Below are 25,506 nucleotides of genomic sequence, written 5' to 3' on the forward strand. Positions count from 1 at the left end.
TCCCCCCCCCCCCCCCCCCCTTCCTCCCCCCCCCCCCCCCCCCCCCCCCCCCCCGCCCCCCCCCCCCCCCCCCCCCCCCCGGCCGTGCCGGCGCTGATCGGCTACGGGCTGCTCTGGGCCGCCGCGAACGTGCTGCTGTGGGGCCGGCTCGGCGCATTGCGGGTGCCGATCCTCCTCTACAGCCTGGCGCTGACCGCGATGGCCGCCACCGCGGCCGGTGTCTCGCGCCGGGTCGCGGCCGGGGGAGCGCTGTTCCTGGTCTCCGACCTGCTGATCGGCCTGGGCGCGGCGGGGCTGGACGCGCCCGGGCACGACCTGTCGGTGATGGCGACCTACTGCGCGGCGCTGTTCCTGATCGCAACGGGGGTGGCCGCCCGCGACCGAACCGGGGCGAGTCCCCTGCCGGGGCCGGTCCTGCAACCGGGCCCGGCGGGGTGACCGCTACCAGCCGACGGCGACCAGCAGGTACTGCGGGCTGCCGTGCGAGACGAACGAGCTCTGGCCCGCCACGTCGTCATAGGGGAAGCCATAGGCGAGCTTGCCCAGGGCGTGGTCGTGCCAGAACTTGGCGTAGTAGTTCGCGGGGGCGGCGCGGTAGAAGTTCGACACGGTCTCCCACTGCGACTGCGGCAGGTCGATCGTGTGCCGGTTGAGCGCCGCGCACTGCTGGGGCTGGCCGGCCAGGACGCCGGCGCAGCCGAAGATGTCGGAGGTGGCCGCGGTGATCCCGTTCTGGGCGGCGTAGCTGGACATGTAGGTCTGGTACTGGCCGCCGGAACGGAACGCCGCGTCACTGCCGGGCGCCATGATGCGGTACGGCGCGGTGGCGGTCGCGAGGTGCTTGAACTCGGTGGGCGTCTCGTCGGAGAACTTCTGGAAGGTGACGGCCCGGTCCTCGGTGAAGGTCTGGTAGTCCTCGCCGACCTGCACGTCGTACCCATCCTTGGCATGCAGTCGCATCGCGATCTTCAGGCCGAACGCGTCCACCCGGGTGGTGTTGCCGTTGAAGACGTTCGCGCCGACCGTGAACTCGATGAAGTCGTAGTACTGGCTGGTCGGCGAGCCCAGGTAGAAGTACATCCGGCCGGCCGAGTTGGCGGGCATGTCGAGGTACTGCTGCTCGGCGATCGAGTGCGTCTGCCCGTTGAAGCTCCAGTAGACCTGGCTGTCCGGGTACTTGCCGTTGGTCCGGTTCAGGATCTTGACCTCGACCACGTTCTGCGCGGCCGGGATGCTCGCCGTGTCGCCCCAGAACGAGTCGGGCATCGTGCTGCCGCCCGGGGGAGTGCTGGTCGGCGGCGTGGTCGGGGTGGTCACCGTACCGGTGATGTGAACAACGAAGGAGAACAGGGAGTAGCCGTACGCGGTGGCGCGAGCCGTGCCGTACATCCGGACATAGCGGCCGGTGCCGGAGACGTTGAGCGACTGGTTCCCGCCGGCGCCCGTGGTCGTGTTGTAGATGGTGGTCCAGGTGCTGCCGTTCGCCGAGACCTGGATCTGGTACGCGGTGGCATAGGCGGCTTCCCAGTTCAGTCCCACGTTGCAGACCGTCTGGGCGGAACCGAGGTCGACCTGGATCCACTGCGGATCGCCGAAGGCCGAGGACCAGCGGGTGGCCGCGTTGCCGTCGACGGCGGCGCTCGCCGGGGTGCCGGCGTTCTCGGTGCTGGAGGCGGTGGCCGTACGTCCCTGGGCGGCGTCCGCGGTGCCGCAGGTGGCCGACGAGCCGGTCGAGCCGAAGACCTGGAACTCCCACAGCGAGTACCCGTAGGCCGTCGCACGACTTGTCAGATAGATGCGGACGTAACGGCCGGAGCCGCTCACCGCGAGGTTCTGCGTCCCGCCGGTGCCGGTCGTGGTGCTGTAGATCGTGGTCCAGGCCGAGGCGTTGGCCGAGGTCTGGATCTGGAACGCGCGGGCGTACGCGGCCTCCCAGTTCAGCGAGACCGAGGTGATCGTGGCCGTCGCGCCGAGGTCGACCTGCAGCCACTGCGGATCGGCGAACGCCGACGACCAGCGGGTGCCGGTGTTGCCGTCGACGGCGGCGCTCGCCGGGCTCGCGGCGTTCTCGGTGCTGGACGCGGTCGCGGTCTTGCCCTGCGAGAGCAGGGTGTCGGCGGCGTGGGCGGAGCCGATGGTGACGGCCGCATAGGCCGCCACGAGCAGGACGAGTACGGCGCCGATCACGGCCGTGAGCAGCCGCGGGCGCCGTCCGGGGATGGCATGTCGCATGGACTTCTCCCAGGGGATGGGGATGGTGCGCCCGGTTGTCGGCTGCCCGGCCGTGAGGGCCTGGGGATGGGCAGCAGAGAGCGCTCTCACCCGCAGTCTCATCGATGCCGATCGTCGCGAGCAAGGGATTCAGGTTCCGGAACCGGCGGCCCGGACCGCGCTACGCGGCGGGCAGCCAGGCGCGGGCGGCGGCGACCAGCGCGGCCACCCCCGTGCTCAGCGTGGGCTCGATGACCGGGGCGAAGGCGGGGGAGTGGTTCGACGGGAGGTCCCGGGTGCGCCGCTCGACCTCGGCCGGCGTCGTGGCGCCCGCGAAGAGGGCCGGGTCGGCGCCGCCGAGCAGCCAGTAGACCAGCGGCGCGCCGGCCGCGGTGGCCAGGAGGCCGACGTCCTCGCTGCCGGTGACCGTGCCCGGGTCGAGCACCCGCCCGGCGCCGAACACCTGCTCCAGGGCGGCGTGGGTGCGCGCGCTCGCCGCCGGGTCGTTCACCAGTGGCGGGAAGGACTCCTCGAGGACGATCTCCGGCTCCTTGGGGGCGCCGGAGGCGGCGGCCTCGCCGGCGACGATGCGGCGGATCGCGGCGAGCACGGTCTCGCGCACGTCCGGGTCGAAGGACCGGATGCTGAGCAGCAGCTCGGCCTCGGACGGGATGACGTTGTGCTTGACCCCGGCCCGCAGGCCGCCGACGGTGACGACCGCGCCGTCGGCGGCGGCGATCTCGCGGGCGACGATGCCCTGCAGGCGCAGCACGGTGGCGGCGGCCATCACGACCGGGTCGACTGAGGTCTCCGGGCGCGAGCCGTGCGCGCCCCGGCCGAACAGGGTGACCCGCAGCGCGTCGGCGGCGGCGAAGGCGAGGCCCGGGTGCAGGCCGATCAGCCCGGCCGGCAGCGGCGCGACGTGCTGGCCGAGCACCACGTCGGGGCGGCCGAAGCGGTCCAGCAGGCCGTCGTCGATCATCGACTGGGCGCCGCGGCCGATCTCCTCGGCCGGCTGGAAGACCAGCATCGCGGTGCCCCGCCACGAGCCGGTGTCCGCGGCCAGCTGCTGGGCGGCGCCGAGCAGGCAGGTCACGTGCACGTCGTGGCCGCACGCGTGCATCACCGGCAGCTCGTGCCCGTCGTCGCCGGTGACCCGTTCGGTGCTCGCGTACGGCAGGCCGGTCTCCTCGGCCACCGGCAGCGCGTCCATGTCGGCGCGCAGCAGGGCGGTCGGCCCGCCGCCGTTGCGCAGCAGACCGACCACCCCGGTCCCGCCCACGCCGGTCGTCGTCTCGTACCCCAGGGCGGTCAGGCGCTCGGCGACGATCCCCGCGGTGCGGGTCTCGGCCCCGGAGAGCTCGGGGTGCTGGTGAAGATCGCGGTACAGCTCGGCCAGATCCATACCGCGATTCTCCCTCGCCGCGGGCTTGCTCATCGCGATGTGGACGGCAAGGGTTTTCCCTATTCCGGATATTGATGTGTATATATAGCGTCAACTTCTGAGCCCGCCCATCACACCCTTCGGGCGGGGAAGGAGTACCCCTGATGTCCCGATTCCCCCTCGTCATGGCCGTGGGGACCGCAACCGCGGTCGTCGCGGCTCTGACCGCCGGGCCGGCCACCGCCGCCCAGCCCACCGCCCCGTCGGCGCAATCCGCCGCGACGCTGGCCGCCGGCACCGCCGACGCACTGGTCGCCGGCAAGCCCTCGTACCTGCACGCCAGCGCCGCGGACACGTTCCAGCGCCAGGCCGTGATCTCGTCCGGCGGCTTCCAGTACGTGCCGTACACCCGCGCCTACAAGGGACTGCCCGTCGACGGTGGTGACCTGGTCGTCATGACCGACAGCGCCGGTGCCACGAAGTACACGTCCGTCGCGCAGTCGGCCCCGATCGGTGAGCTCTCCGTCATCCCCAAGCTCTCCGACACCGCGGCGCTGGCCATCGCGAAGAAGCAGCTGAAGACGGTCTCCAGCGTCGAGGGCACCAAGCTCGTCGTGGTCGCCGCCGAGGGTGCGGCCGCCCGCCTGGCCTGGCAGTCCACGATCCGCGGCACGAGCGCCGAGGGCGTCAGCCGGCTCACCGTGAACGTCGACGCCGTCTCCGGCAAGGTGCTGGGCAGCCAGGAGCACGTCACCAACGCGACCGGCACGGGCACCGGCTGGGTCTACGGCGCGGTCTCGCTGAGCACCACCCAGTCCGGCTCGACCTACCTGCTGCAGGACTCGGCGCACACCACGCTGCGGGCCCAGAACTCGTCGAACAACGCGACGTTCAGCGGCTCCGACAACGTGTGGGGCAACGGCAACGGCACCAACCGGGAGACCGGCGGCGTCGACGCCCTCTACGTCGCCGAGAAGCAGTTCGCGATGCTCTCGTCGTGGCTCGGCCGCAACGGCCAGAACGGCTCCGGCGGCGCGTGGCCGATCCGGATCGGCCTGAACGACGAGAACGCGTACTACGACGGCACCCAGGTCCAGATCGGCCACAACACGGCCGGCCAGTGGATCGGCTCCGCCGACGTGGTCGGTCACGAGCTGGGTCACGGCATCGACGACCACACCCCGGGCGGCATCTCGAAGCGCGGCACCCAGGAGTTCGTCGCCGACACGTTCGGCGCGGCGACCGAGTGGTACATCAACAGCCCGAACGACAAGCCGGACTACCAGGTCGGCGAGGAGGTCAACCTGGTTGGCTCCGGCCCGATCCGGTACATGTACAACCCGTCGCTCGCCGGCGACAGCAACTGCTACTCGTCGAGCACCCCGAACCAGGAGGTGCACGCCGCGGCCGGCCCCGGCAACCACTGGTTCTACCTGCTCGCCCAGGGCAGCGGCGGCAACGGCCAGCCGGCCAGCCCGACCTGCAACGGCAGCTCGGTGACCGGCGTCGGCATCCAGACCGCCATCAAGATCATGTACAACGCCATGCTGCTCAAGACGTCGAGCTCGTCCTACCTGAGGTACCGGGTGTGGACGCTCACGGCGGCGAAGAACCTGACCCCCGGCAACTGCGCCAACTTCAACGCCGTCAAGGCGGCGTGGAACGCGGTCAGCGTGCCGGCCCAGTCCGGCGAACCCACCTGCTGAGTTCGCCCGAAGATCTGACCCCGATCGGGGGACCGGCCGCCGTGCCGGTCCCCCGATCGCTTTCCGGGCTGCGAGGGTGATCGGCTGTGACTCCCTCGGTGTTCGAGACCGCCGACGTCGAAGCCGTCCACGAGTTCCTCAACGGCGTCTACGGCCGGCTGCGCCTGTCGGTGGACGGCCGGTCCTGCGGCGTACGGCTGGTCCAGCGCTCGTTCGGCCCGCTCGACCTGCACCACAACGACTTCCGGATGCGCTTCGAGGTCGACGCCCCGCCGCTGACCACGGTCGGCATCGGCCGGGTGAGCACCGGCCACCTGACCGCCGAGACCGCCCGCACCCGCTCCGCCTGCGGCGCCGGCGACGTCTTCATCCCGGCCCTGCCCGGCGAGCGCTACCGGGCGACGCTCGACCATTCCGAGGCGGAGTTCGTCTTCTTCGATCCGGCCCTGCTGGCCGAGGTCGCCGACCCCGCCCCCGGCGGCAGGGCGGTCCGGCTCACCGGCCACCGCCCCGTCACGCCCCAGGCCACCAGCCTCTGGCACCGCACCCACGACTACGTACGCGCGATCGCCGCGACGGACCCCGCCGCCCCCCTGGTAACCGGCGGCGTGGCCCGTTTGCTGGCGGCCACGGCCCTGACCGTCTTCCCGACCGACCACCGCCACGATCCGACCATCGAGGACCGCCGGGACGCCCGCCCCGAAACCTTGCGCCGGGCGATCGCCTACATCGACGACAACGCCCACCGCCCCATCACCCCCGCCGACATGGCCGCCGCCGCCCGAGTAACAATCCGCGCGTTGCAGCTGACCTTCCAGCGCCACCTCAACACCACCCCGACGGCATATCTGCGCAAGGCCCGTCTGAGCCAGGCCCACCAGGACCTCCTGGCCGCCGACCCAGCAACAACCGCGGTAGCCACCATCGCCGCGCGCTGGGGTTTCGCGAGTCACAGCCACTTCACCGCCGCTTACCGTGCAACATACGGTCACCCCCCATCCCGAACCCTCCACCGCCGCTGACCGCCGCCCGCCCGAGATCTCACCCCCTCGCCTCGCTGCGTTGCCTCGCGGCCGCCCCGAGGGCCCGCTTTGAGGCGACCGTTTTCGCCGTTTTCCCACCTCTGGGAAAAACGGCGAACAGGGTTGCCCAGGTGCTCCTCCAGCGTGAATTATGGGGGCGCGTTGATGGCGATTCTTTGGAGCCGCCAGATTCGAGCCGAGATTCGCCATGTCCTGCCCTTCGGCGGAACTGCGGAAATGGTCGCCGCTCTCGTCTTTGTGCCGGCGCCGACGGACCGTGGCTCGAACCGGACGGCGTGGGAGCGGACACGGTCGACGGAGACGCCGTGACGAGAGGGCTCGGCGGGACCGGCGGGTGTTGGCGTGGAGACGGACGCCTCCGGCGACGTGGACGCAACTGCCGGCAGGGTCCGCTGACGTCGCGTCGGCTTCGGTTGCCGGCAGGGGGCCGCTGACGTCGCGTCGGCGTCGGTTGCCGGCAGGGCGGCCGGTGTCGCTGTGGCCGCGGCTGCTGGTGTCGCGCTGGCTGCGGGTGATGGCACGGCGGCTGGCCTCGCGTTGGCCGCGGGCGGGGTTGTTGGCGTGCGTCGACCATCGGTGGCGGCTGGCTCGCTGGCGTCGTGTCGACCATCGGTGCTGGCTGGCTGGCTGGCTGCTCGCTGGCGTCGTGTCGAGCGTCGGTGGCGGCTGGCTCGCTGGCGTCGTGTCGACCTTCGGTGGCGGCTGGCTCGCTGGCGTCGTGTCGACTGTCGGTGTTGGCTGGCTCGCTGGCGTCGCGTCGACCATCGGTGCCGGCTTACTCGCTGGCGTCGCGGGGGCCTCGGCGGCCTCGCGGGCATGGCGCAACCGCTCGGCATGGCGTCGATGAAGGCCCCATGCGCGATGCCGTTCGTGAGCGCGCCGGAAATGGTCGCGCTCGGGTGAATAATTGCGCGATCGAAGGCGATCACGCGTAGCGGCCAGCTCGCCGAAGAAAACATCCGGAGCTGCCTCATGCACATATTATCCCGCGCCCAGGTATGGCCCCATCAGTGTTCGATCATGCCAATTCATAAAGCGTCGGGCTGAGTCGGTACTTCGCGAAGGTTGTCGTCTTGCGCACCCGGAAGCCGAGCGACTCGTAAAGGCGGATCGCGGGCGTGTTGGCGGCGGCCGTGTGCAGGAACGGGGTTTCCCCGCGCGAGCGGATGCCCGCTGCCACCGCTCGCACCAAGCGGGTTGCCAGGCCCTGGCCGCGGTGGGCGGGGTCGGTGCAGACGGCGCTGATCTCGGTCCAGCCCGGTGGCCGCAGCCGCTCGCCCGCCATCGCCGCCAGTTTTCCGTTTCGGCGGATGCCCAGGTAGGTGCCGAGCTCGATCGTGCGCGGGCGGAACGGGCCGGGCCGGGTGCGGTCGATCAGGTCGAGCATCTCGGGCACGTCGGCGGCGGTCAGCCGGATCGCCTCGGGGTCGGGTCGGGACCGCAGCGCCACGTCGATCAGTTGCACGCCGGCCACCTCGTCCACCCGCTCCCAGCCGGCCAGAGAAGGGGGCGCGAAAGCCGAGCCGGAAATGGCGACCTCCGGACCGGCCAGCGCGGCCAGGTCGGCCCAGGCTCGCGGGTCGGCGGGATCGGCCAGCGCGTGGAACTGCGCCACCGAGTCCGGATAGCGGGCGGCCAGCCCGTGCACCACGGCCAGATGGGCGTGCGCCCCGGTGAGCGAGGCCCAGATCGGGTTGTCGAGGGTCATCGGTTCAGCCCCAGGTGGTCGCGCAGGGTGGGCCCGGCATAGTCGGTACGGAACACCCCGCGCTCCTGCAGCAGCGGCACGACGGTGTCGGCGAACTCGTCGAGCCCGCCCGGCGTCACGTGCGGCACCAGGATGAAGCCGTCCGCCGCGTCCTGCTGCACGAGGGCGTCGATCGACGAGGCCACGGTGGCGGGCGACCCCACGAACGTCTGCCGCGCGGTCTGCGAAATGATCAGCTCGCGGATGGACAGGTTCCCGGCCGCTGCCCGCTCCCGCCACTCCCGCGCGGTGGCCAGCGGATCGCGGAACATCCGCACACTCGCCCGCCCACGGGCGATATGCGAAATATCCGAAATGTCCGGGTCGACCAAAGGCAGAGGCCCGTCCGGGTCGTAGGAACTCAAGTCCCGATTCCACAACTGCTCGAGAAGCTTGATCGCGGTGGCCCCACTGACTTGGGCGCGTCGAACCAGGACGGCCTTCTCGCGCGCGTCAGCGTCGGTGTCGCCGAGCACAAACGTAGCGGCCGGCAGAACAAGAAGATCATCACGACCGCGGCCGTACGCCGAAAGCCTGCGCTTCACATCGGAATAGAACCGCCGCCCGTCCTCGAGCGTCCCGTGCCGGCTGAAGATCGCGTCAGCCGTCGCCGCCGCGAACTCCCGCCCCGCGTCCGAGTCCCCGGCCTGCAGGATGACCGGCCGTCCCTGCGGCCCCCGCGGCACGTTGAACCGTCCCGCGATGTCGAAGTGCTCGTCCGTGTGCTTGAACGCCCCCACGGCCCCGTCGGCCAGGAACCGCCCGCTCGCCTGGTCGGCCACGATCGCCCCCGCCGGCCACGAGTCGAACAGCTCCCCGGCCGTCGCCAGGAACTGGGTGGCCCGCGAATACCGGTCGGACTCGGCCAGGAACCCGCTCCGCCGGAAGTTCTCCCCGGTGAACGCGTCCCAGGAGGTGACCACGTTCCAGGCGGCCCGCCCACCGGAGAGGTGGTCGAGCGAGGCGAACTGCCGTGCCACCTCGTACGGCTCATTGAAGGTCGAATTGATCGTCCCGGCCAGGCCGAGATGCGTGGTCACCGCGGCCAGCGCGGCCAGGACCGTGAAGGTGTCCGGCCGCCCGACCACGTCCAGGTCGTAGATCCGCCCGCCCTGCTCGCGCAGCCGCAGCCCCTCGGCCAGGAAGAAGAAGTCGAACTTGGCCCGCTCGGCGGTCTGCGCCAGCTTCACGAACGACGCGAACTCGATGTGGCTGCCGGACGCGGGGTCGCTCCACACGGTGGTGTTGTTGACCCCGGGAAAGTGGGCGGCGAGGTGAATCTGCTTAGGCACGGGGAGCCCCCACGAATCGGTTGGCGGGCCGGGGCAGACCGAGCAGCCCGCGCAGCGTCGGCGCCTCGTAGGCGTGCCGGAACGCGCCACGCAGCCGCAGCTCGGGGACCAGCGCCCGGGTGATCGCTTCGAGATCGGAAGGGAGCCGGCCGGGACGCAACCGGAACCCGGTGATCCCCGCGTCGCGCCACTCCAGCAGCAGGTCGGCGAGCTCGGCCGGGCTGCCGCTGAAGATCGCCGCGTCGGAAACCGAGACCGAGCGGTCCAGGGTGTCGAGCCGCTCCTTGGCGTCGCGGTCCAGGAAGACGACCAGATCGGCGAAGATGTGCGGGGTGCCAACCTGGCCGGCGATCGTCGCCGCGTCGGAGGCGTCGGCCGGGGTCACGTACGTCAGGTCGGCCGACCGGGTCGCGAACGCGTACGGGATCGACGCGTGGGCCAGCGCCGTCACCAGGGGCTGGCCCTGCGGCGGCCGGGGCGTGATCGACGGACCCTTCACGCTGAAGTGCCGGCCCTCGAAGTCGATGTAGTGCAGCTTGTCGCGGTCGATGAACCGGCCGGTGGCGGCGTCGCGGATCTCGGCGTCGTCCTCCCAGCTGTCCCAGAGCCGCCGCACGACCTCGACGTAGTCGGCCGCCTCCTCGAACAGGTCGTCGACCACGTCGCGGGTGGCCGGGTCGTGCAGGCCGCCGGGCGTGATGACCGGCAGCGTGCGCCGCCCGAAGTGGCCGGCCTCGTGCGCGCGGCCGGAGACCTGCACCCGCCAGCCGGCCCGGCCGCCGCTCACGTAGTCGAGGGTGGCCAGCGCCTTGGCGATGTGGAACGGCTCGGTGTGCGTGACCGTGGCGGTCGGCACCAGCCCGATTCCGGTGGTCAGCGGCGCGACCCGGGCGGCGATCAGCACCGCGTCGAGGCGGCCGCGCACGTGGTCGGTGCGCTCGTCGGGCCCGTCCGGCCGGTCGGACTGCAGGCCCAGCGCGTCCTCGATGGTCACGAAGTCGAGCGCGCCGGCCTCCGCCTCGCGGACCAGGTCGGCCCAGTACCGGGCGGTGAACAGCTCGGCGGGCCGGGCCGCCGGCTCCCGCCACGAAGCGGGATGCCAGCCGGTGCCGTCCAGCGCGACGGCCAGGTGCAGCGGTCGGGTCGTCATGGTCACTTCCCGTCGATCGGCAGGCCGGGCGGGTTGATCTCGGGCGTGGTGACCGCCTCGTCGGCGAGGTTCCAGCGGGCCAGGATCTTGGCGTAGTCGCCGGACGCGACGAGCGCGTCGAGCGCCGCCTTCAGCGCCGGCGCCAGCCCGTTGTCCTTCTTGGTGGTGAGTGCGATCAGGCCCTGGAGGCTGTCGCCGGCGCCCGAGTAGGTGCCGATGATGCCGGTCTGGCCGGCCACCGCGACGTGGTAGGCGGCGGTCGGGTTCGGGCCCAGGTACGCGTCGATCTGCCCCGAGCCGAGGGCCAGATAGGTGGCCTGGTTGGTCTGGTAGTACTTGATGTCGACCGCGGGCAGGCCGTTCGCGACGTCCTGCTTGCTCCACTCGACCAGGATCTTCTCCTGGTTGGTGCCGGAGCCGACCGCGATCTTCTTGCCGGCCACGTCGCGGGGCCCGTGCACGGTCCAGCCGGCGCCCTTCTTCGCCTCGAACGCCAGGTTGTCCTTGCGGTAGGTGGCGAAGTCGTACTTCTGCTTGCGCAGCTCGGTGACGGTGATGTTGGAGGCGCCGACGTCGTACCGGCCGCTGTCCAGCCCGATGAACAGGTTCTCCCACGAGGAGTTCTCGAGGTCCGGTTCGAGGCCGAGCACGCCGGCGACGGCGATCGCGATGTCCGGCTCGCTGCCGATCAGCGTCCTGTTGTCGGTGGCGGTGAAGGCGAGCGGCGGCGAGCCCGAGCCGGCCGCGCCGAGCCCGATGGTGAGCTTCCCGGTCGCGCGGATCTTCGCCGGGACCAGCGCGGCGGCGGCGTCGACCTTCGCCGGGACGATCCGGTTCTGCTCCGGCCCGTCGTTGATCTTCACGGTGCCGGCCTCGACGGCGGCGGCCGCGGTCCGGGGCGCTTCCCGCGGGGCGGCGCAGGCGGTCAGGCTCGCGGCGAGTACCAACGGCAAAAGGACGGCTTGGGGCGTACGCATGAAAGCTCCTTGAACTAGGAAAGCACTTTGGACAGGAAGGCCCGGGTGCGGTCGTGCCGGGGGGAGTCGAGGACCTCGGCCGGCGGGCCCTGCTCGACCACGCGACCCTCGTCGAGGAAGACGATCGCGTCGGCCACCTCGCGGGCGAAGCCGATCTCGTGCGTGACGACGATCATCGTGGTGCCGGCCCGGGCCAGGTCGCGCATGACGTCGAGGACCTCGCCGACCAGCTCGGGGTCGAGGGCCGAGGTCGGCTCGTCGAAGAGCACCAGCTTGGGGTCGAGGGCCAGCGCCCGGGCGATCGCCACCCGCTGCTGCTGGCCGCCGGAGAGCCGGCGCGGGTAGGCGTCCGCCTTCTCGGCCAGCCCGACCCGCTCGAGCTCGGCCAGCGCCCGCCGGCGCGCTCCCGCCCGCGGCCGGCCCAGCGCCTCGGCGACGTTCTCGGCGGCGGTGAGGTGCGGGAACAGGTTGAAGGTCTGGAAGACGAAGCCGATGCCGGCCCGCTGGCGCAGCACGTGCCGCTCGGCCAGCTCGTGCAGCCGGTCGCCGTCCCGGCGGTAGCCGATCAGCTCGCCATCGACCCGGACGTGCCCGCGGTCGACCTTCTCGAGGTGGTTGATCGTGCGCAGCAGCGTGGACTTGCCCGAGCCGGACGGGCCGAGGATCACCGTGACGCTGCCGGCCGGCACGGTCAGGTCGATGCCCTTGAGCACCTCGTGCGACCCGAACGACTTGTGCACCCCGCGGATCTCGATCATCGCCGCCAGCCCTTCGCGAAGTGCCGCTCCACGTAGTGCTGGAAGACCGACAGGACGGCGGTGAGGATCACGTACCAGACGGTGGCGACCATGAGCAGCGGCACGACCCGGCCGTTGCGGCCGTAGACCACCTGCACCTGGTAGAACAGCTCGCCGATCGCCAGCACGTACACGACCGAGGTGCTCTTCAGGAGGTTGACCAGCTCGTTCGCGGCGCTCGGCAGGATCGCGCGCATCGCCTGCGGCAGCAGGATGCGGCGGAACTGGCGCAGGCGCGGGATGCCGAGCGCGGCGGCCGCCTCCAGCTGGCGCTGGTCGACCGAGATGATCCCGGCGCGGACGATCTCGGCGGCGTACGCGGCCTCGTGCAGCGCCAGGCCGAGCAGGGCCGCGCCGAACATGCTGACCAGGTGGTCGGTGGACGCCTCGGCGAACCCCGGCCCGAACGGGATGCCGAACCGCAGCTTGTCGTAGAGGTAGCCGAGGTTGGCCCAGAACAGCAGCTGCACGATCAGCGGCACGGACCGGAACACCCAGATGTAGGCCCAGCTCACCGCCCGCAGCACCGGGTTGCGCGACAGCCGCATCGGGGCCAGCACGATCCCGCCGAGGAAGCCGAGAACCGCGCCCGCGAAGGTCAGCTCCAGCGTGACCAGCAGCGCCCGCATCACCGACTCCTCGAAGAAGTAGCCGGCGAACGTGCCCCAGTCCCAGCCGGGGTTGGTGATCAGGCCGTGCGCGAACTGGGCGGCCGGCACGAGCACGGCGGCCGCGCCGGCCCAGCGCCAGGGGTGCCGGGCCGGCACGACGACCAGCTTGTCGTCGTGCGTCACGGGGGTTGCCGTCGGAGACAGGATGCTCACCCGGCTGACGCTAGGCGCGATCCCGCAATGCGATCAAGTCCTATGGGCTTTATATGTTTTAACTTGCCTCATTCCTACTTTGGCTATAGGAAAGCAGGTATGACTGTGCCGCTGTCGATCCTGGATCTCGCGCCGCTGGTCTCCGGCGGTACCGCCGGCGACGCGCTGCGCCGCACGCTCGACCTGGCCCGCCGGGCCGAGCAGTTCGGCTACCACCGCTACTGGGTGGCCGAGCACCACCTGACGCCCGGGGTCGCCAGCTCGCAGCCGGCGCTGCTGCTCGGCCAGATCGCCGCCGTCACCGACCACATCCGGCTCGGGTCGGGCGCGGTGCAGACCGGGTTCCTCACCCCGCTCGGCGTCGTCGAGCAGTTCGGGCTGCTCGACGCCCTCCATCCGGGGCGGTTCGATCTCGGGCTGGGCCGGTCGGCCCAGCGGCGGCTGAACGCCGCGGACGATCCCGTGGTCACCGAGGCCCGGGTCGTGGACGGGCTGCTGATCCCGCGCTCGTTCTCGTTCGCGCCGATCTTCAAGTCGGCCCGGTCGAAGCTGTTCGCCCGGCTGCTGACCCAGCCCGGCGCCGAGCCGGCCGACCTGGACACGGCGATCGGCGACATCGAGACGCTGCTGGCCGGGCCGTACACCGACGGCGAGGGCAACGAGGCGCGGGCGGTGCCGGGGGAGGGCGCCGACCTCGAGATCTGGGTGCTGGGGTCGAGCGGCGGCGAGAGCGCGCGGGTGGCCGGCGCCCGGGGGCTGCCGTTCTCGGCCAACTACCACGTGTCGCCGGCCCGGGTGCTGGAGGCGGTGGACGCGTACCGGGCGGCGTTCCGGCCCTCGGCGCGGCTCGCCGAACCGCGGGTGCTGGTCTCGGCCGACGTTCTCGTCGCCGAGGACGACGAGACCGCCCGCCGCCTCGCCGCGCCGTACGGCCTGTGGGTTCGCAGCGTGCGGACCGGCGCCGGCGCGATCCCCTATCCCACGCTCGAGGAGGCCGCCGCGTTCGACTGGACCGACGACGACCGGCGGTTGGTCGCCGACCGGGTCGAGACGCAGTTCGCAGGCTCGCCGGAGACGGTGGCCGAGCGCCTGGAGACGCTGCGCCGGGTCACGGACGCCGACGAACTGCTGGTCACCACCATGACGTACGACCACGAGGACCGGGTGCGTTCCTTCGAACTGCTGGCCAAGCACTGGTACGGCTAGACCAGTCGCAGCCTCTTGCCGGCGACGCCGACCTCGACCCGCTGGCCCCACACCAGCTCCAGTGCATCCGCCTCCAGGCCGTCGGCGAAGACGACCAGGCGCTCCGACTCGCTGGTCAGCTCGATCCGCTGGTCGTGGCCGAGGACCCCGGCGGTCTGCCGCACGCCGGTCGCCGGCGACGGCCACGCCTCGCGGACGAACCAGCACAGCGCCGGATCGCCCGGCCCCGGGGCGGGCGGCGCCGCCGCGAGGGACCGGGCGATCGACGCGCACCAGCCGGTCGCGCCCGTGCCGGTGCCGACGATCAGTCCCGACGAGGACTGCCGCTCCCGATTGCCGTCGGGAGCGGCCAGCACGTAGCGCGCCGACTGGTGGCTCGGGTGGCCCACGTAGATCTCGTTGAGGCCGTACAGCTCCTGGCCGTCGTCGAGGCGGGCCACCACCATGGTGCGTTCCTCGGCCTCGGGGGAGGCCAGCAGGCCGGGCAGCGCGGCCGGTCGGTGCCGCACCAGGACGCCGGCGTTGCGGCCGGGCTCGGGGTCGACGCCGATCACCGGCTGGCCGTCCACGTACTTCGCGACGTTCGCCACCAGGCCGTCCTGGCCGACGGCGACCACCACGTCCTCGGGCGCGAACAGGAAGCGGGGGAGGTCGGCCCGCTCGACGTGGCCGCGCCGCCAGTCGGCCGGGACGGCGGCGCCCACCTCGGCGAGCGCCGCCCGCTGGGCCTCGTGCCGGGCCGTGACCTCGTCCAGGTCGCGGCCGCGCTGACGCAGGAAGTACGCCGCCGCGCCCCGGGTGCCGTGCCGGGCGAGCAGCTCGTCGAGCTCGCTGCGCCGCGACACGACCACCACCCGTGGGGTGAGCGTGCTCATCCGAGCCGCCCGACCAGCTTGGCGAGGATGTCGGGGGTCACGGTGAGCTCGTTGATGTCCGGCACGTGGGCGGCCAGCTCCTTGAGCGCGAGCGCGTGCAGGACGGCCGGGTCGATGTCGCGGTAGGCGGCCAGGCGCGCGGCCTCGGCCTCGGCTTCGGCCAGGCCGATCACCCGCTTGCCTTCGGCGCGGGTCTCATCGCGTACGCGCTCGGCCGTCGCCGCCACCTCCTGCCGCTCGGCCTCGCCCCGCGCGGCCACCAGCTGGGCCTCCGCGTCGAGCTCGGCGCCGCGCCGGGTGTTGGCGCCGCGCTGCTCGACCAGCTGCTGCTCCCGCCGGGCCAGCTCGATCTTGCTCTGCAGCTCGTTCTCGGCGATCGCGCGCTCCTGCTGCACCGCGTTGGCGCGCCGGGCGTAGGTGGCCCGGTCCGCGTCCTGCTGCACCTGCTCGCGGGTGGGCGTCTGGAGCGCCCGCTCGAGGTCGGGCTCGGGCCGGATCGCCACCACCCGGGCGCTCACCACGGTCACGCCGGTCTCGGTGAGCCGCGGGTCGGCGGCCAGCGCGTCCGCCACCGACTGCCGCACCGGCGCGATGCCGGTGGTCAGCGCCTCGGCCAGCGGCAGCCGGGCGAGCAGATCGAGCGCCGGCTGCTGGGCCAGCTCGGCCAGCAGCGTGGCCACCTGGTCGAGCGGCTGGCCGCGCCAGCGGCCCCGGTAGGGGTCGATCGAGAAGTCGAGCCGGGCCGCCGCCGCGGCCGGCTCGCTGAACCGGTAGGTCACCGTGGCCTGTACGGTCACGTCGGCGAAGTCCTCGGTGCGGGCGTGGAACAGCAGCGGCAGTTCGCGGTCGTCGACCGGCACCTCGGACAGCACCGCGGTGAGCGGCCGGTACCAGAACGAGAGACCGGTGCCGGCCCGCTTGGTCTTCCCGCCGATGGTGTGACTGACCCAGCTGGTCGGCGCCCCGCGCAGGTGCCGGAGGTGGAGGCGTCGTGTCACGTCAGCCATGTCGTGTGGTCCTTTCCTTTAACGTCATGCTGACGATAAAGCGCGTGGAGTATTCTCGTCAACATGACGCAAAACACGGCCGCCGTCACCGTGGACCTCGTGCTGCTGACCATCCGGCACGGCTCGCTGCAGGTGCTGCTGATCCGGCGCGGCATCCCGCCCTTCGCGGGGCGGTGGGCGCTGCCGGGCGGGTTCGTGCTGCCGTCCGAGGGCCTGGACGCGGCGGCCGCGCGCGAGTTGCGGGAGGAGACCGGGCTCGACCCGCTGTCCGGGCACTTCGAGCAACTTGCGACGTACGGGGATCCCGGCCGTGATCCCCGGGGGCGGGTGGTCACGATCGCCTACCTCGCCCTGCTGCCCGATCTGCCGGCGCCGACCGCGGGCAGCGACGCGGCCGGGGCGGAGTGGCGGCCGTACCCGTCGGCCGGGGAGCTCGCCTTCGACCACGACCGGATCCTGGCCGACGGGGTCGAGCGGGCCCGGGCCAAGCTCGAGTACACGCCGCTGGCCACCGCGTTCTGCCCGCCCGAGTTCACCATCGGGGAGCTGCGGACGGTCTACGAGACGGTGTGGCGCACCCGCCTGGACCCGCGCAACTTCCACCGCAAGGTGACCGGCGCCGCGAACTTCATCGAGCCCACCGGCCGGACGGCTCTGCGCGACCGCGGCCGGCCGGCGCAGCTCTACCGGCGCGGCACCGCGACGCTGCTGCACCCGCCCCTGCTCCGGGCATGAAAAAAGGGGGCCGGGGCCCCCTTTTCTCGGTCCGGATGATCAGTGCTGGCCGGGGCCGTGCCCGTGCTGCTGGCCCTGCTGACCGTGGCCCTGCTGACCGTGGCCCTGCTGACCGTGGCCCTGCTGACCGTGGTTCTGGTCCTGGCCGTGCTGGTCGTGACCCTGGCCCTGCGGGCCCTGGCCGTGGCCCTGGTTCACCGGGCCGGCGTTGCGCACGACCGGCAGCACCAGGTTGACCCGCGAGAACTGGGTGCGGGCGTGCCGGCTGCAGTCGGTGTACGACAGCGCGGCCTTGAGAACCTCGAAACCGCTGGTGCGGCGCATCGCGTTCACCTTGATCGTGGTGATGGCGGTGCGGCCCGGGCGCAGCGTGTCACCGCTGCGGAACGTGGTGGTCCGGCCCGGCCGCAGGTAGGAGACGGCCACCGAACGGCCGCCGTCCACCGCCACGCGGGCGTCGCAGACCGGGCGGTCCGTACGCCACGCGATGTTCACCCAGCTCGGCAGGTTCGCCTTGACCGGGGCGAGCCGGGTGGTGACCGGCTGCGGCCCGCGCGGCGCCGCGGCGGCCGGACCGGCGGTCGCCAGCGCCGCCGCCGAGCCCGCCGCGCCGGCGATCGCCACGGCCGCCATCAACTTCGTCATCTTCTTGCTCATCGCATGACCTCTCTGGTGAGGAAGAGCGGCGGGGGATCCCGCTCTCGATAGGTCAGACGTTAAGCGGCGATTCGGGCATAGCAGCGCATATTAGGCGGCAATTCCGACAAACAGCACGAAACGCCTAGGCGTGCCTGGCCGAAAGGATGAGTAGAGCGCGGGGGAGCTACCGTTCCGTCCGGTACAGTCCCGCTTTCACCTTCGGAAGGGCCGCAGCTCGATGACCACGACCCTCCGGTCGCCCACCTCCGAGACGCCCCGGCGTGTCCGCAGCGTTCCGCGCACGGTCGGCGGGGTGGTGGCGGCGCTGGCCGCGCTCGCCTCCGCGGGCCTGACCCTGCGCTCCCAGCTCAACGGCGATGTCACGTACGCGCTCGGCGGCATCGAGACCGCCGGCAAGGGCGGCGTGAACATCTGGGACGTCTTCATCGCCCGGCCCATCGTCTACAAGCTGCTGATCGGCTGGATGGACGACTTCCGCGCGATCTTCGTCCCCGACGAGCGCGTCGTCGTCCAGCAGGTGCTGCTGCGGGTCGAGGCCTGGGTGCTGATCGCCGGCGTGGCGGCGGTCCTGTACTTCGGCGTGCGCCGCTTCCTCGGCGGCGCGGCGGGCGCGGGCGTCGCGGTCGCGACCGGCCTCGCGCTGGTCATCGCGCCGCCCTGGCACTTCCTCGAGCCCGACTGGGTCGCCGCGCTGGTCGGCGTGCTCGCGGTCGGCGCCGCCTGCGCGCCCCGCAAGGACTGGCTCGGCGGCGTCCTCGGCGGCGTGGCCGCCTGCCTGGTGGTGGCGGTCAAGCTCGCCACGTTCCCGGTCGCGCTGCTGGCCCTGCTGGTCGTGGCGCTGCTCAGCCGGCGCCGGGCGATCTGGGCGTCGGGCATGACCGCGCTCGCGGTCGCGATCTGGTACGTGCTGACCAAGCAACTGCTGCCCTGGGAGTGGATCTGGCTCGCCGACCAGGCCGCCCTGGTGCAGGACTCGCCGATCCACCACGGCATCCGCTGGGAGGACATCCACGACCTGCTGGTCGGCGCCGCCAACGTGGCGATCCTCAGCCCGGTGGTGATCCTCGCCCCGGCCGCGGCCGTCGTGCTGGTCCGCCGGGCGGCGCCGGGTCGCGGCCGATGGATCGGGGCCGGGGTCGCCGTGGTCGCGGCCGGGCTGTCGCTCGCCTCCGCGTACGGCCAGGGCGAGTTCTACATGTATCACTTCGCGATCGTTCCGGTGCTGGCCGCCGCGGCGTGGGGCGCGGCGTACGCGCTCTGCCCGGCGGTCCGGCTTCCGCTGGCGATCCTGACGCTGCTCGCCGCCGTGGCGTGCTTCCTGCTGCTGCGCCGCCCGGCCGGCTGGCGGGTCGGGAACGCCGACGAGATGGCGATCGCGGTCGGCGTCGCCGCCCTGGTCGCGGCCCTTGTGCTCGGGTGGTTCGCCGGCGACCGCCGCCGGGTCGGGCCCGGGCCGTGGGCGCTCGGCGTCGTCGCGCTCTGCGCCGCGCTGCTCCCGGCCACGTTGCCCGGCGCGCCGTACGCGTTCAGCTCGTACGACTACAACATCTACAACAACCGCTGGAGCGGCCAGGACTACGCGCGGCTCAGCCAGCGGCTCGGCCGGGACACGCCGGTGCTCTACCTGACGTTCGGCTCGATCAACCAGGCCATGGGCAACCCGACCAGCTGCCGCTACCCGTCGCCGCAGTGGATCCAGCGCGGCGCGGGGATCGTCGAGGTGCGCACGTACCGGAGCTACGCGGACAACCTGAAGTGCCTGACCGGCGACCGGGACGCGAAGTACCTGGTCTGGCAGCCCAAGTGGTTCAGCATCGCCCGGTCGAGCCCGCAGGTGCGCTCGCTGATCCAGCAACGTTTCGACTGCGACCCGGCGGTCCGCGTACCGGCGCCATCGGGTTTGATCGTCTGTCCTGCTCGCCCTTGATCGTTTTCCCCGCCCCCTAGCCGGGCATCGCCTCGGTCATCTTCTGCAGCCAGGCGTTGACCACCTTCAGCTCGTCCGGGCTGAACCCCTCGGCGAGGCGTGCCTCGACGGCGTGCACCGTCGGCATCGCCTCGCCGAGCCGTTTCCGGCCGGCCTCGGTCAGGAAGATCTGCTGCGAGCGCCGGTCGGTCGGATGCGGCCGCCGCTCGACCAGCCGGGCCCGCTCGAGGCCGCCCAGCATCTCGTTGGCCGACTGCCGCGCCGTGCCGACCGTGCGGGCCACGTCGGCCACCGACATGCCCGGCGCCTCGTCGAGGATCAGCAGCGAGGCGAACTGCGCCACCGACAGGTCGTGCTTGACCAGCGCCTCCGCCACCACGCCGCGCAGGGCGTGCCAGGCGTGGCGGACGAGGAACGTCGAGCAGGCGGGCGTCTTCACGTTGCCTATTGTGCGTCAGAACATAATTGACAGGAACCTGACGACCCTGCCATGGTGGGAGCATGTCTGTCAGGGACCTGTCAATCAGCGTACCGCGGCCCGGCCGTGTGCTGTCCGTCCTCGTCTTCTCGGCGTTGCTCATCTGGATCGACACGACGATCCTGGGCATCGCGCTCGAACGCATCGCCGACCCGCGCACCGGCCTCGGCGCGACACCGGGCCAGCTCCAGTGGGCCGTCGGCTCGTACGCGCTGCTGTTCGCCACCGCCCTGTTCGCCGCCGGCGCGCTCGGCGACCGCTACGGCCACCGCACCATCCTCGTGCTCGGCCTGCTCTGCTTCGGCGCCGCCTCGGTGTGGGCGGCCTGGGCCGGCGACGCCACCGGCCTGATCCTGGCCCGCGGCCTGATGGGCCTGGGCGGCGCCATGATGATGCCGACGTCGATGGCCATCATCGGCGCCACCTTCCCACCCGAGCGGCGGGCCGGCGCGATCGCCGCGTTCTCCGCCTCCAGCGGCGTCGGCGTGGCCCTCGGCCCCCTGCTCGGCGGCGTCCTCGTCGACCACTTCTGGTGGGGCTCGGTCTTCCTCGCCAACCTGCCCGTGGTCGTCGCCGCCCTGGTCGGCATCGCCCTGTTCGTCCCCAACCCGAAACTCGCCCAGCGCCGCCGCCCCGACCCCGCCGGCCTGCTGCTCTCCACCGCGGGCCTGGCCCTGCTCGCGTACGGCCTGATCGAGGCCGGCCAGGAAACCGACTGGTCCCGCTGGCGGGTCTGGGTTCCCGTACTAGCGGGCCTGGTGTTGATCGCCGCTTTCACCGTCTTCGAGTGGCGCTCGCCGTCACCGTCGTTCGACCCGCGACTGTTCCGCAACGGCCGCTTCAGCGCCGGCAACGTCGCCCTGGGCGCCCTCTTCTTCGGCATCACCGGCCAGATGTTCTACGGCAACTTCTACCTCCAGGGCGCCCGCGGCATGACCGCCCTGCACACCGGCCTGCTCTTCCTCCCCGGCGCACTGGGCATCGCCGTCGGCTCCCCGCTGGGCGCGCGCCTGACCAGAAGGTACGGCGTCGGCGCCGTCAGCGGCACGGGCCTGCTCGTGGTGGCCGCCGCGTTCCTGGCCAACCTCACCTACGGTCTGGACACGTCCCTGCTCTGGTTCTGCACGGTCGGCGCCGTCAGCGGCATCGCCATGGGCCTGGCCATCGCGCCCACGGTCGCCGCCGTGATCGCCGTCCTGCCGGTGGACCGCATGGGCGCCGGCTCCGCCGTCAACAACACCGTCCGCCAGGTCGGCAGCGTCCTGGGCATCGCCCTGCTCGGCACCATCCTGACGACCGCCTACCGCAACCGGATCGGTCCGTCGCTGACCTCGTTGCCGGCGGAGGCCCGCGTCGACGCCGCGCAGTCCGCCGAACACACTCGCGCGGTGGCCGACGCGCTGCACCAGCCGAGTCTCGCCGAGGCCGCTAATCAAGCCTTTGTGGGGGCCATGCATGTGACCGCTGTTGCGGGGGCGGTGGCCGCTTTCGCGGGTGCGGTGCTGTTGGTGGTGGCGTTCCGTTCCCGGCCGACGCCCCCGGATGTAGCCGTGCCGGAACCGCGGGCCGCCGCTGCATCGGGCCGGCCGGCATAGAACGCGCGACGTTTTCCACAATGGCGAGTTATCCACAGGCCGCGCCGGGCGAGTGAGCTCCCCGCCGCCATTTCCACGATAATGACCGGCGGGGGCTCCCCCAGTGGAGGGCGGGCCTGGCGGCGGAACTGGCGGGCTGGCTTTGGGGCGCGCGGCCGGTCCCGGAACACAGCCGAGCTCCGGGCATTCGGCTGGTTCGAAAGCACTGGTCAGCGAGCTGCGGTCGATCTTGGAGCGCAATCGATCCGAGGCCGGGGGCTGGATCGGTTGTGTGGGCTGTCCGGGGGCGCTCGTCGTGGGCATTCGCTCTGCTTACCTATACGCGCCGGTCGCTGTTCGCTGGTTAGATCTTGGTGAATTTTGTGCGCGTGGGACGCACAAATTCTTCATTGCCGTAGTGGCCGGCCGGGTTGCGCGTATTGGTAAGCAGAGCAAAGGGCGGCCCAGCGAGGTGGCGGCGCTCGCCAGGCGGCTGGGAGCCGATGGTGGGCAGTGCCGGGCGGTAAGGGCGCGCCGGGTGGTCGGCACGTCCGGGCGGCAGGGCGGGTTCGGTGGCTGCGTACCCGGGTGGCGGCGCGGGGTCGGGTGGTGGGCACGCTCGGGCGGCACAGGAACGTCGGGCATCAGGCGGCGGGTGCGGGCGCATCGCGGCGGCGGCCAAAGCGGGTGCGGGCGCAGCGTGGTGGCGGCCAAAGCGGGTGGCGGCCAAAGCGGGCGGCGGCCAAAGCGGGCGGCGGGCACGGTCAGCGGGCGGGCACGGCCAGCGGCGGGCACAGCCAGCGGCGGCGCGGCGGGTGGTGGGCACGGCCAGTGGCGGGCATGGGCGTTCGGCGGCGCGGCGGGTGGTGGGCACGGCCAGTGGCGGGCATGGGTGCTCGGTGGGCGCGGCGGGTGGTGGGCACGGCCAGCGGCGGGTATGGGCGCTCGGCGGGTGCGGCGGGTGGCGGGCACGGCCCGCGGACCGGGCGCGGGACTCAGCGCACCACGGCGACCGGGCACTTCGCATATGCGGCAACGTGCTGGCTGACCGAGCCCAGCACCAAACCGGCGAAGCCGCCGTGGCCTCGGACTCCGACCACCAGTAGGTCGGCGTCCGCTGACTCGTCGATCAGGACCTTGGCCGGACGACCCTGTTTGACCTGGGCCTGGATGGCCAGCGGTGGGTCGGCGCCCAGTTCGGAGCGGATCAGCTCGACCAGCTCGTCGGTGCTTCGCTGGCTCGGGTCCGGCACATAGTGCTCGGAGACGCTCAGGCTGCCGGCGGGCGGCAGCAGCGTGTGCTCCCAGACGTTTACCACCAGCAAGCCGGCGCCATGGTCGGCGGCCTCGGCGGCGGCCCAGGTGAGGGCCTTGCGGCTGCCGGGCGAACCGTCGACGCCGACCACGATGGTCTTCCACCTGTTCATCGCCGTCTCCTTCCGGACGACCGGCCGATCTCCGGAGTATTACACGACTTCACGGGCCGTGAGAGATCGATAGCCCTGAGTTGCGCTACCTGCCGGACCGATTTAGCGTCGAGGCGGGACTATGACGTAGATCACAAGGGGGTGGCCATGACCACCACGACAACGGAAGCCGCGAGCGAGAGCGGTGTGGATCGCAAGCCGTTGATGACCGGCGCCGCCATTTTGATGATGAACCTCGGGTTCTTCGGCGTGCAGTTCAGCTTCGGTCTCACCCAGTCGGCCGTGAACCCGCTCTTCCTGCTGATCGGCGCGAGCCCCGACCAGCTGCCGATCCTCAACCTCGCCGGGCCGGTCACCGGGCTGATCATCCAGCCGCTGATCGGCGCGATCAGCGACCGCACCTGGAGTCCGCGCTGGGGGCGGCGGCGGCCGTTCGTGACGGGCGGCGCGATCCTCTGCGCGATCATTCTGTTCGCGTTCCCGTTCGTCGGCGTCCTCTGGATCGGCGTCCTCTGCTTCTGGCTGCTCGACGCCGGCAACAACACCTCGATGGAGCCGTACCGGGCCTTCATCTCCGACCGGCTGCCCAAGTCTCAGCTGGCCCGGGGCTTCCTGACGCAGAGCATGTTCACCGGCGCCGGGGCGGTGCTGGCCAACGTCTCGCTGTTCCTGCTGCAGAAGGTGTCGGCGCTGGACAAGACGGCGGGCAACGGCGTCCCGTACTGGATGTACGTCTGCTTCATGATCGGCACGGTCTGCATCCTCGCCACGGTGCTGACCGCGATGGCCCGTACCCACGAGATCGCGCCGTCCGACGAGGAGCTCGCCGAGATGCGCGCCCAGCCCCGGGGCATCGGCGTCTTCGTGCACGACATCGCCGACGCGGTGCGGACCATGCCGGTGGCGATGCACAAGATCGGCGTGGTGTTCCTGTTCCAGTGGTACGCGATGTTCATCTACTGGCAGTTCCTGGCCGTCAGCCTCGGCGAGACCGTCTTCCACGCCACGCCCGAGCAGGGCGGCCCGGCCTGGGACAGCGCGATCGCGTGGAGCGGCCTGATGAACGGGGCGTACAACTTCGTCACGATGATCTCCGCGCTGTTCCTGGTCGGGTTCAGCCGGCGGATCGGCGCCAAGCGGGTGCACGCGATCGCCCTCGGGCTGGCCGCGGTGGCGCTGTCCTGGCTCGCGCACATCAGCAACCAGTACGTCGCGCTGATCCCGATGATCGGGCTGGGCATCTTCTGGGCGAGCGCCGTCGGCGTGCCGTACCTGATGGTCGCCAGCATGGTCCCGGCCAAGCGGACCGGCGTCTACATGGGCATCCTGAACATGATGATCGTGGTCCCGATGCTCATCGAGACCGTGACGTTCGGCTGGATCTTCAAGCACCTGCTCGACGGCAAGGGCTCGAACGCGATCCTTCTGACCGGCGTGCTGATGGCGATCGGCGCCGTGGCGATGCTGTGGGTCAACCCGCCCGACGAGGCCGACGAGTCCCCGATCGTGCCGCTCGGAGCAAAACGGAGCATCAGCGTGTACGACCGGGTGGTGGTCGGTTCGGACGGCACACCGACCAGCCTGTACGCCGTCGACCGTGCCGCCGAGGTGGCGCAGGCCGCCCAGGCGAAGCTGGTGGTCGTCACCGCCTACCGCGACGGCGAGGAAGTGGCGGCGGCCCAGGCGGCCGGCGTGCACCGCGACATCTACGGCGCCGACGCGGCCCGGGCGGCGCTGGCCAAGTCGGTCACCGGGCTGACCCGGGAGCGGGCCCGCTACATCGAGCAGCGCCTGGTGGCCGGCGACCCGGCGCGGGCCCTGCTCGACATCGTGGGCAACGACCCGGCGAACCTGATCGTGGTCGGCAACCGCGGGCTCGGCGCGAGCCAGGGTCAGCTGCTCGGGTCGGTGCCGGCCGGCGTCGTACGCAATGCGATCTGTGACGTTCTGGTGGTGCAGACGTCGGCGCTCGACGAGGAGCGGATGTTCAAGGCGGCCGACACTGTGAGTGACGTCTAGTCGACGCGACCCTTCCGATCAAGTCGTCTACCGGGAAAAATTGGTGTCCGGAGGTGACGGGGGATGGTCTTCCTCTATGTATTTGTGCTGTCCGTTTTGTCGATCTGCGCCCTCGGGATCTGGTCGCGAGTGGGCGCCGAGCCCGCCGCCAGCCGCCCGTGGCGCGTCATGCCGGTGACGCCGTCACAGCGGGCGAGCGCCGAGGGAGTGCTGGCCGCGCAGCTGTCCGCCGGTGAGATCACCGAGCGTCAGTACGTGACGGCCATGGAGCGGCTGGCCGCGAAGGAGGCCCGATCGGGATAAACGGATCGGGATAAACGGATCGGGATAAGAGATCGGGACAGGAACCGTGGCCGGGCACGCCGCCCCCGCCGCCGGGCAAGCATCCGGCGGTCAAGGGCGAGGTGTCCGGCCTGTCCGACGCGAGCGTGACCGCCCGGCAGACGAACAAAAGCGACGAACAGGGA

At 71.8% G+C, this 25,506-nt stretch carries 22 protein-coding genes; 9 read left to right on the forward strand and 13 right to left on the reverse strand.

Annotated features, from left to right (window positions below):
• The first annotated feature begins 84 nt into the window (after positions 1 to 84).
• The gene (locus ACZ6TB_RS31575; RefSeq protein ID WP_465560311.1) at positions 85 to 438 is read left to right on the forward strand and encodes a lysoplasmalogenase family protein; all 354 of its coding nucleotides are present in this window, start codon (positions 85 to 87) and stop codon (positions 436 to 438) included.
• A gap of 3 nt (positions 439 to 441) precedes the next feature.
• On the opposite strand, the gene ACZ6TB_RS31580 is transcribed toward ACZ6TB_RS31575, so the two are convergent.
• Positions 442 to 2,232 (reverse strand): discoidin domain-containing protein, encoded by a 1,791-nt coding sequence (locus ACZ6TB_RS31580; RefSeq protein ID WP_465560314.1) that lies wholly within the window; start codon positions 2,230 to 2,232, stop codon positions 442 to 444.
• A 160-nt stretch (positions 2,233 to 2,392) separates the two neighbouring features.
• Positions 2,393 to 3,616 carry an amidohydrolase gene (locus ACZ6TB_RS31585; RefSeq protein WP_465560317.1) on the reverse strand — a complete coding sequence of 408 codons (1,224 nt, stop codon included), beginning with the start codon at positions 3,614 to 3,616 and terminating at the stop codon, positions 2,393 to 2,395.
• 143 nt (positions 3,617 to 3,759) lie between these two features.
• On the opposite strand from ACZ6TB_RS31585, the gene ACZ6TB_RS31590 reads away from it, so the two are divergent.
• Both ACZ6TB_RS31590 and ACZ6TB_RS31595 read left to right on the forward strand, forming a co-directional pair.
• The gene (locus ACZ6TB_RS31590; RefSeq protein ID WP_465560320.1) at positions 3,760 to 5,301 is read left to right on the forward strand and encodes a M4 family metallopeptidase; all 1,542 of its coding nucleotides are present in this window, start codon (positions 3,760 to 3,762) and stop codon (positions 5,299 to 5,301) included.
• Positions 5,302 to 5,387: 86 nt separating this feature from the next.
• Positions 5,388 to 6,323: a helix-turn-helix transcriptional regulator gene (locus tag ACZ6TB_RS31595; protein WP_465560322.1), complete on the forward strand. Its 936-nt coding sequence runs from the start codon at positions 5,388 to 5,390 to the stop codon at positions 6,321 to 6,323.
• Between the two features lie 1,039 nt (positions 6,324 to 7,362).
• On the opposite strand, the gene ACZ6TB_RS31600 is transcribed toward ACZ6TB_RS31595, so the two are convergent.
• Genes ACZ6TB_RS31600 through ACZ6TB_RS31625 form a run of 6 tightly spaced genes read right to left on the reverse strand, consistent with a single transcriptional unit; the run spans position 7,363 to position 13,131 of the window.
• On the reverse strand, positions 7,363 to 8,052 hold the full coding sequence (locus ACZ6TB_RS31600) for a GNAT family N-acetyltransferase (RefSeq protein ID WP_465560324.1): 690 nt from the start codon (positions 8,050 to 8,052) through the stop codon (positions 7,363 to 7,365).
• Positions 8,049 to 9,383: an NtaA/DmoA family FMN-dependent monooxygenase gene (locus tag ACZ6TB_RS31605; RefSeq protein ID WP_465560327.1), complete on the reverse strand. Its 1,335-nt coding sequence runs from the start codon at positions 9,381 to 9,383 to the stop codon at positions 8,049 to 8,051. Before ACZ6TB_RS31605 ends, ACZ6TB_RS31600 begins: the two co-directional genes overlap by 4 nt.
• A complete protein-coding gene (locus ACZ6TB_RS31610) occupies positions 9,376 to 10,533 on the reverse strand; it encodes an LLM class flavin-dependent oxidoreductase (protein ID WP_465560330.1) in 1,158 nt (385 codons plus the stop codon). The genes ACZ6TB_RS31605 and ACZ6TB_RS31610 overlap by 8 nt, the downstream gene beginning before the upstream one ends.
• 2 nt (positions 10,534 to 10,535) lie before the next feature.
• Entirely contained in the window at positions 10,536 to 11,510 is a 975-nt protein-coding gene (locus tag ACZ6TB_RS31615) for an ABC transporter substrate-binding protein (protein ID WP_465560333.1), read from the reverse strand.
• Positions 11,511 to 11,524: 14 nt separating this feature from the next.
• Positions 11,525 to 12,268, reverse strand: a complete 744-nt coding sequence (locus ACZ6TB_RS31620) for an amino acid ABC transporter ATP-binding protein (protein WP_465560336.1) — start codon at positions 12,266 to 12,268, stop codon at positions 11,525 to 11,527.
• The gene (locus tag ACZ6TB_RS31625; protein ID WP_465560339.1) at positions 12,265 to 13,131 is read right to left on the reverse strand and encodes an amino acid ABC transporter permease; all 867 of its coding nucleotides are present in this window, start codon (positions 13,129 to 13,131) and stop codon (positions 12,265 to 12,267) included. The genes ACZ6TB_RS31620 and ACZ6TB_RS31625 overlap by 4 nt, the downstream gene beginning before the upstream one ends.
• A gap of 99 nt (positions 13,132 to 13,230) precedes the next feature.
• On the opposite strand from ACZ6TB_RS31625, the gene ACZ6TB_RS31630 reads away from it, so the two are divergent.
• The gene (locus tag ACZ6TB_RS31630) at positions 13,231 to 14,337 is read left to right on the forward strand and encodes an LLM class flavin-dependent oxidoreductase (RefSeq protein ID WP_465560342.1); all 1,107 of its coding nucleotides are present in this window, start codon (positions 13,231 to 13,233) and stop codon (positions 14,335 to 14,337) included.
• Here ACZ6TB_RS31630 and ACZ6TB_RS31635 read toward each other — a convergent pair.
• Positions 14,334 to 15,212 (reverse strand): NAD(+)/NADH kinase, encoded by an 879-nt coding sequence (locus ACZ6TB_RS31635; protein ID WP_465560345.1) that lies wholly within the window; start codon positions 15,210 to 15,212, stop codon positions 14,334 to 14,336. The genes ACZ6TB_RS31630 and ACZ6TB_RS31635 overlap by 4 nt on opposite strands.
• Positions 15,209 to 16,219, reverse strand: coding sequence for an SPFH domain-containing protein (locus tag ACZ6TB_RS31640; protein ID WP_465560348.1), 1,011 nt, complete (start codon positions 16,217 to 16,219; stop codon positions 15,209 to 15,211). Before ACZ6TB_RS31640 ends, ACZ6TB_RS31635 begins: the two co-directional genes overlap by 4 nt.
• Positions 16,220 to 16,282: 63 nt before the next feature.
• Between ACZ6TB_RS31640 and ACZ6TB_RS31645 the strand changes: the two genes are divergently transcribed.
• The gene (locus ACZ6TB_RS31645) at positions 16,283 to 16,954 is read left to right on the forward strand and encodes an NUDIX hydrolase (protein WP_465560351.1); all 672 of its coding nucleotides are present in this window, start codon (positions 16,283 to 16,285) and stop codon (positions 16,952 to 16,954) included.
• A 39-nt stretch (positions 16,955 to 16,993) separates the two neighbouring features.
• Here the strand turns inward: ACZ6TB_RS31645 and ACZ6TB_RS31650 are convergent, their stop codons facing one another.
• Positions 16,994 to 17,611 (reverse strand): hypothetical protein, encoded by a 618-nt coding sequence (locus ACZ6TB_RS31650; protein ID WP_465560353.1) that lies wholly within the window; start codon positions 17,609 to 17,611, stop codon positions 16,994 to 16,996.
• 220 nt (positions 17,612 to 17,831) lie between these two features.
• Between ACZ6TB_RS31650 and ACZ6TB_RS31655 the strand changes: the two genes are divergently transcribed.
• Complete coding sequence (locus ACZ6TB_RS31655; protein WP_465560356.1) at positions 17,832 to 19,541, forward strand: hypothetical protein; 1,710 nt, start codon at positions 17,832 to 17,834, stop codon at positions 19,539 to 19,541.
• A 16-nt stretch (positions 19,542 to 19,557) separates the two neighbouring features.
• Here ACZ6TB_RS31655 and ACZ6TB_RS31660 read toward each other — a convergent pair whose 3' ends face one another.
• A complete protein-coding gene (locus tag ACZ6TB_RS31660; protein ID WP_465560359.1) occupies positions 19,558 to 19,980 on the reverse strand; it encodes a MarR family winged helix-turn-helix transcriptional regulator in 423 nt (140 codons plus the stop codon).
• A 62-nt stretch (positions 19,981 to 20,042) separates the two neighbouring features.
• Here ACZ6TB_RS31660 and ACZ6TB_RS31665 point away from each other — a divergent pair, with 62 nt between their 5' ends.
• Entirely contained in the window at positions 20,043 to 21,614 is a 1,572-nt protein-coding gene (locus ACZ6TB_RS31665; protein WP_465560362.1) for an MFS transporter, read from the forward strand.
• A 974-nt stretch (positions 21,615 to 22,588) separates the two neighbouring features.
• Here the strand turns inward: ACZ6TB_RS31665 and ACZ6TB_RS31670 are convergent.
• Positions 22,589 to 23,020, reverse strand: coding sequence for a universal stress protein (locus tag ACZ6TB_RS31670; RefSeq protein ID WP_465560365.1), 432 nt, complete (start codon positions 23,018 to 23,020; stop codon positions 22,589 to 22,591).
• A gap of 147 nt (positions 23,021 to 23,167) precedes the next feature.
• On the opposite strand from ACZ6TB_RS31670, the gene ACZ6TB_RS31675 reads away from it, so the two are divergent.
• Both ACZ6TB_RS31675 and ACZ6TB_RS31680 read left to right on the forward strand, forming a co-directional pair.
• Positions 23,168 to 25,039: an MFS transporter gene (locus ACZ6TB_RS31675; protein WP_465560367.1), complete on the forward strand. Its 1,872-nt coding sequence runs from the start codon at positions 23,168 to 23,170 to the stop codon at positions 25,037 to 25,039.
• A gap of 63 nt (positions 25,040 to 25,102) precedes the next feature.
• Complete coding sequence (locus ACZ6TB_RS31680) at positions 25,103 to 25,342, forward strand: hypothetical protein (protein WP_465560370.1); 240 nt, start codon at positions 25,103 to 25,105, stop codon at positions 25,340 to 25,342.
• Positions 25,343 to 25,506: the final 164 nt, after the last annotated feature.

The organism is Actinoplanes sp. NPDC051537 (assembly GCF_055586105.1).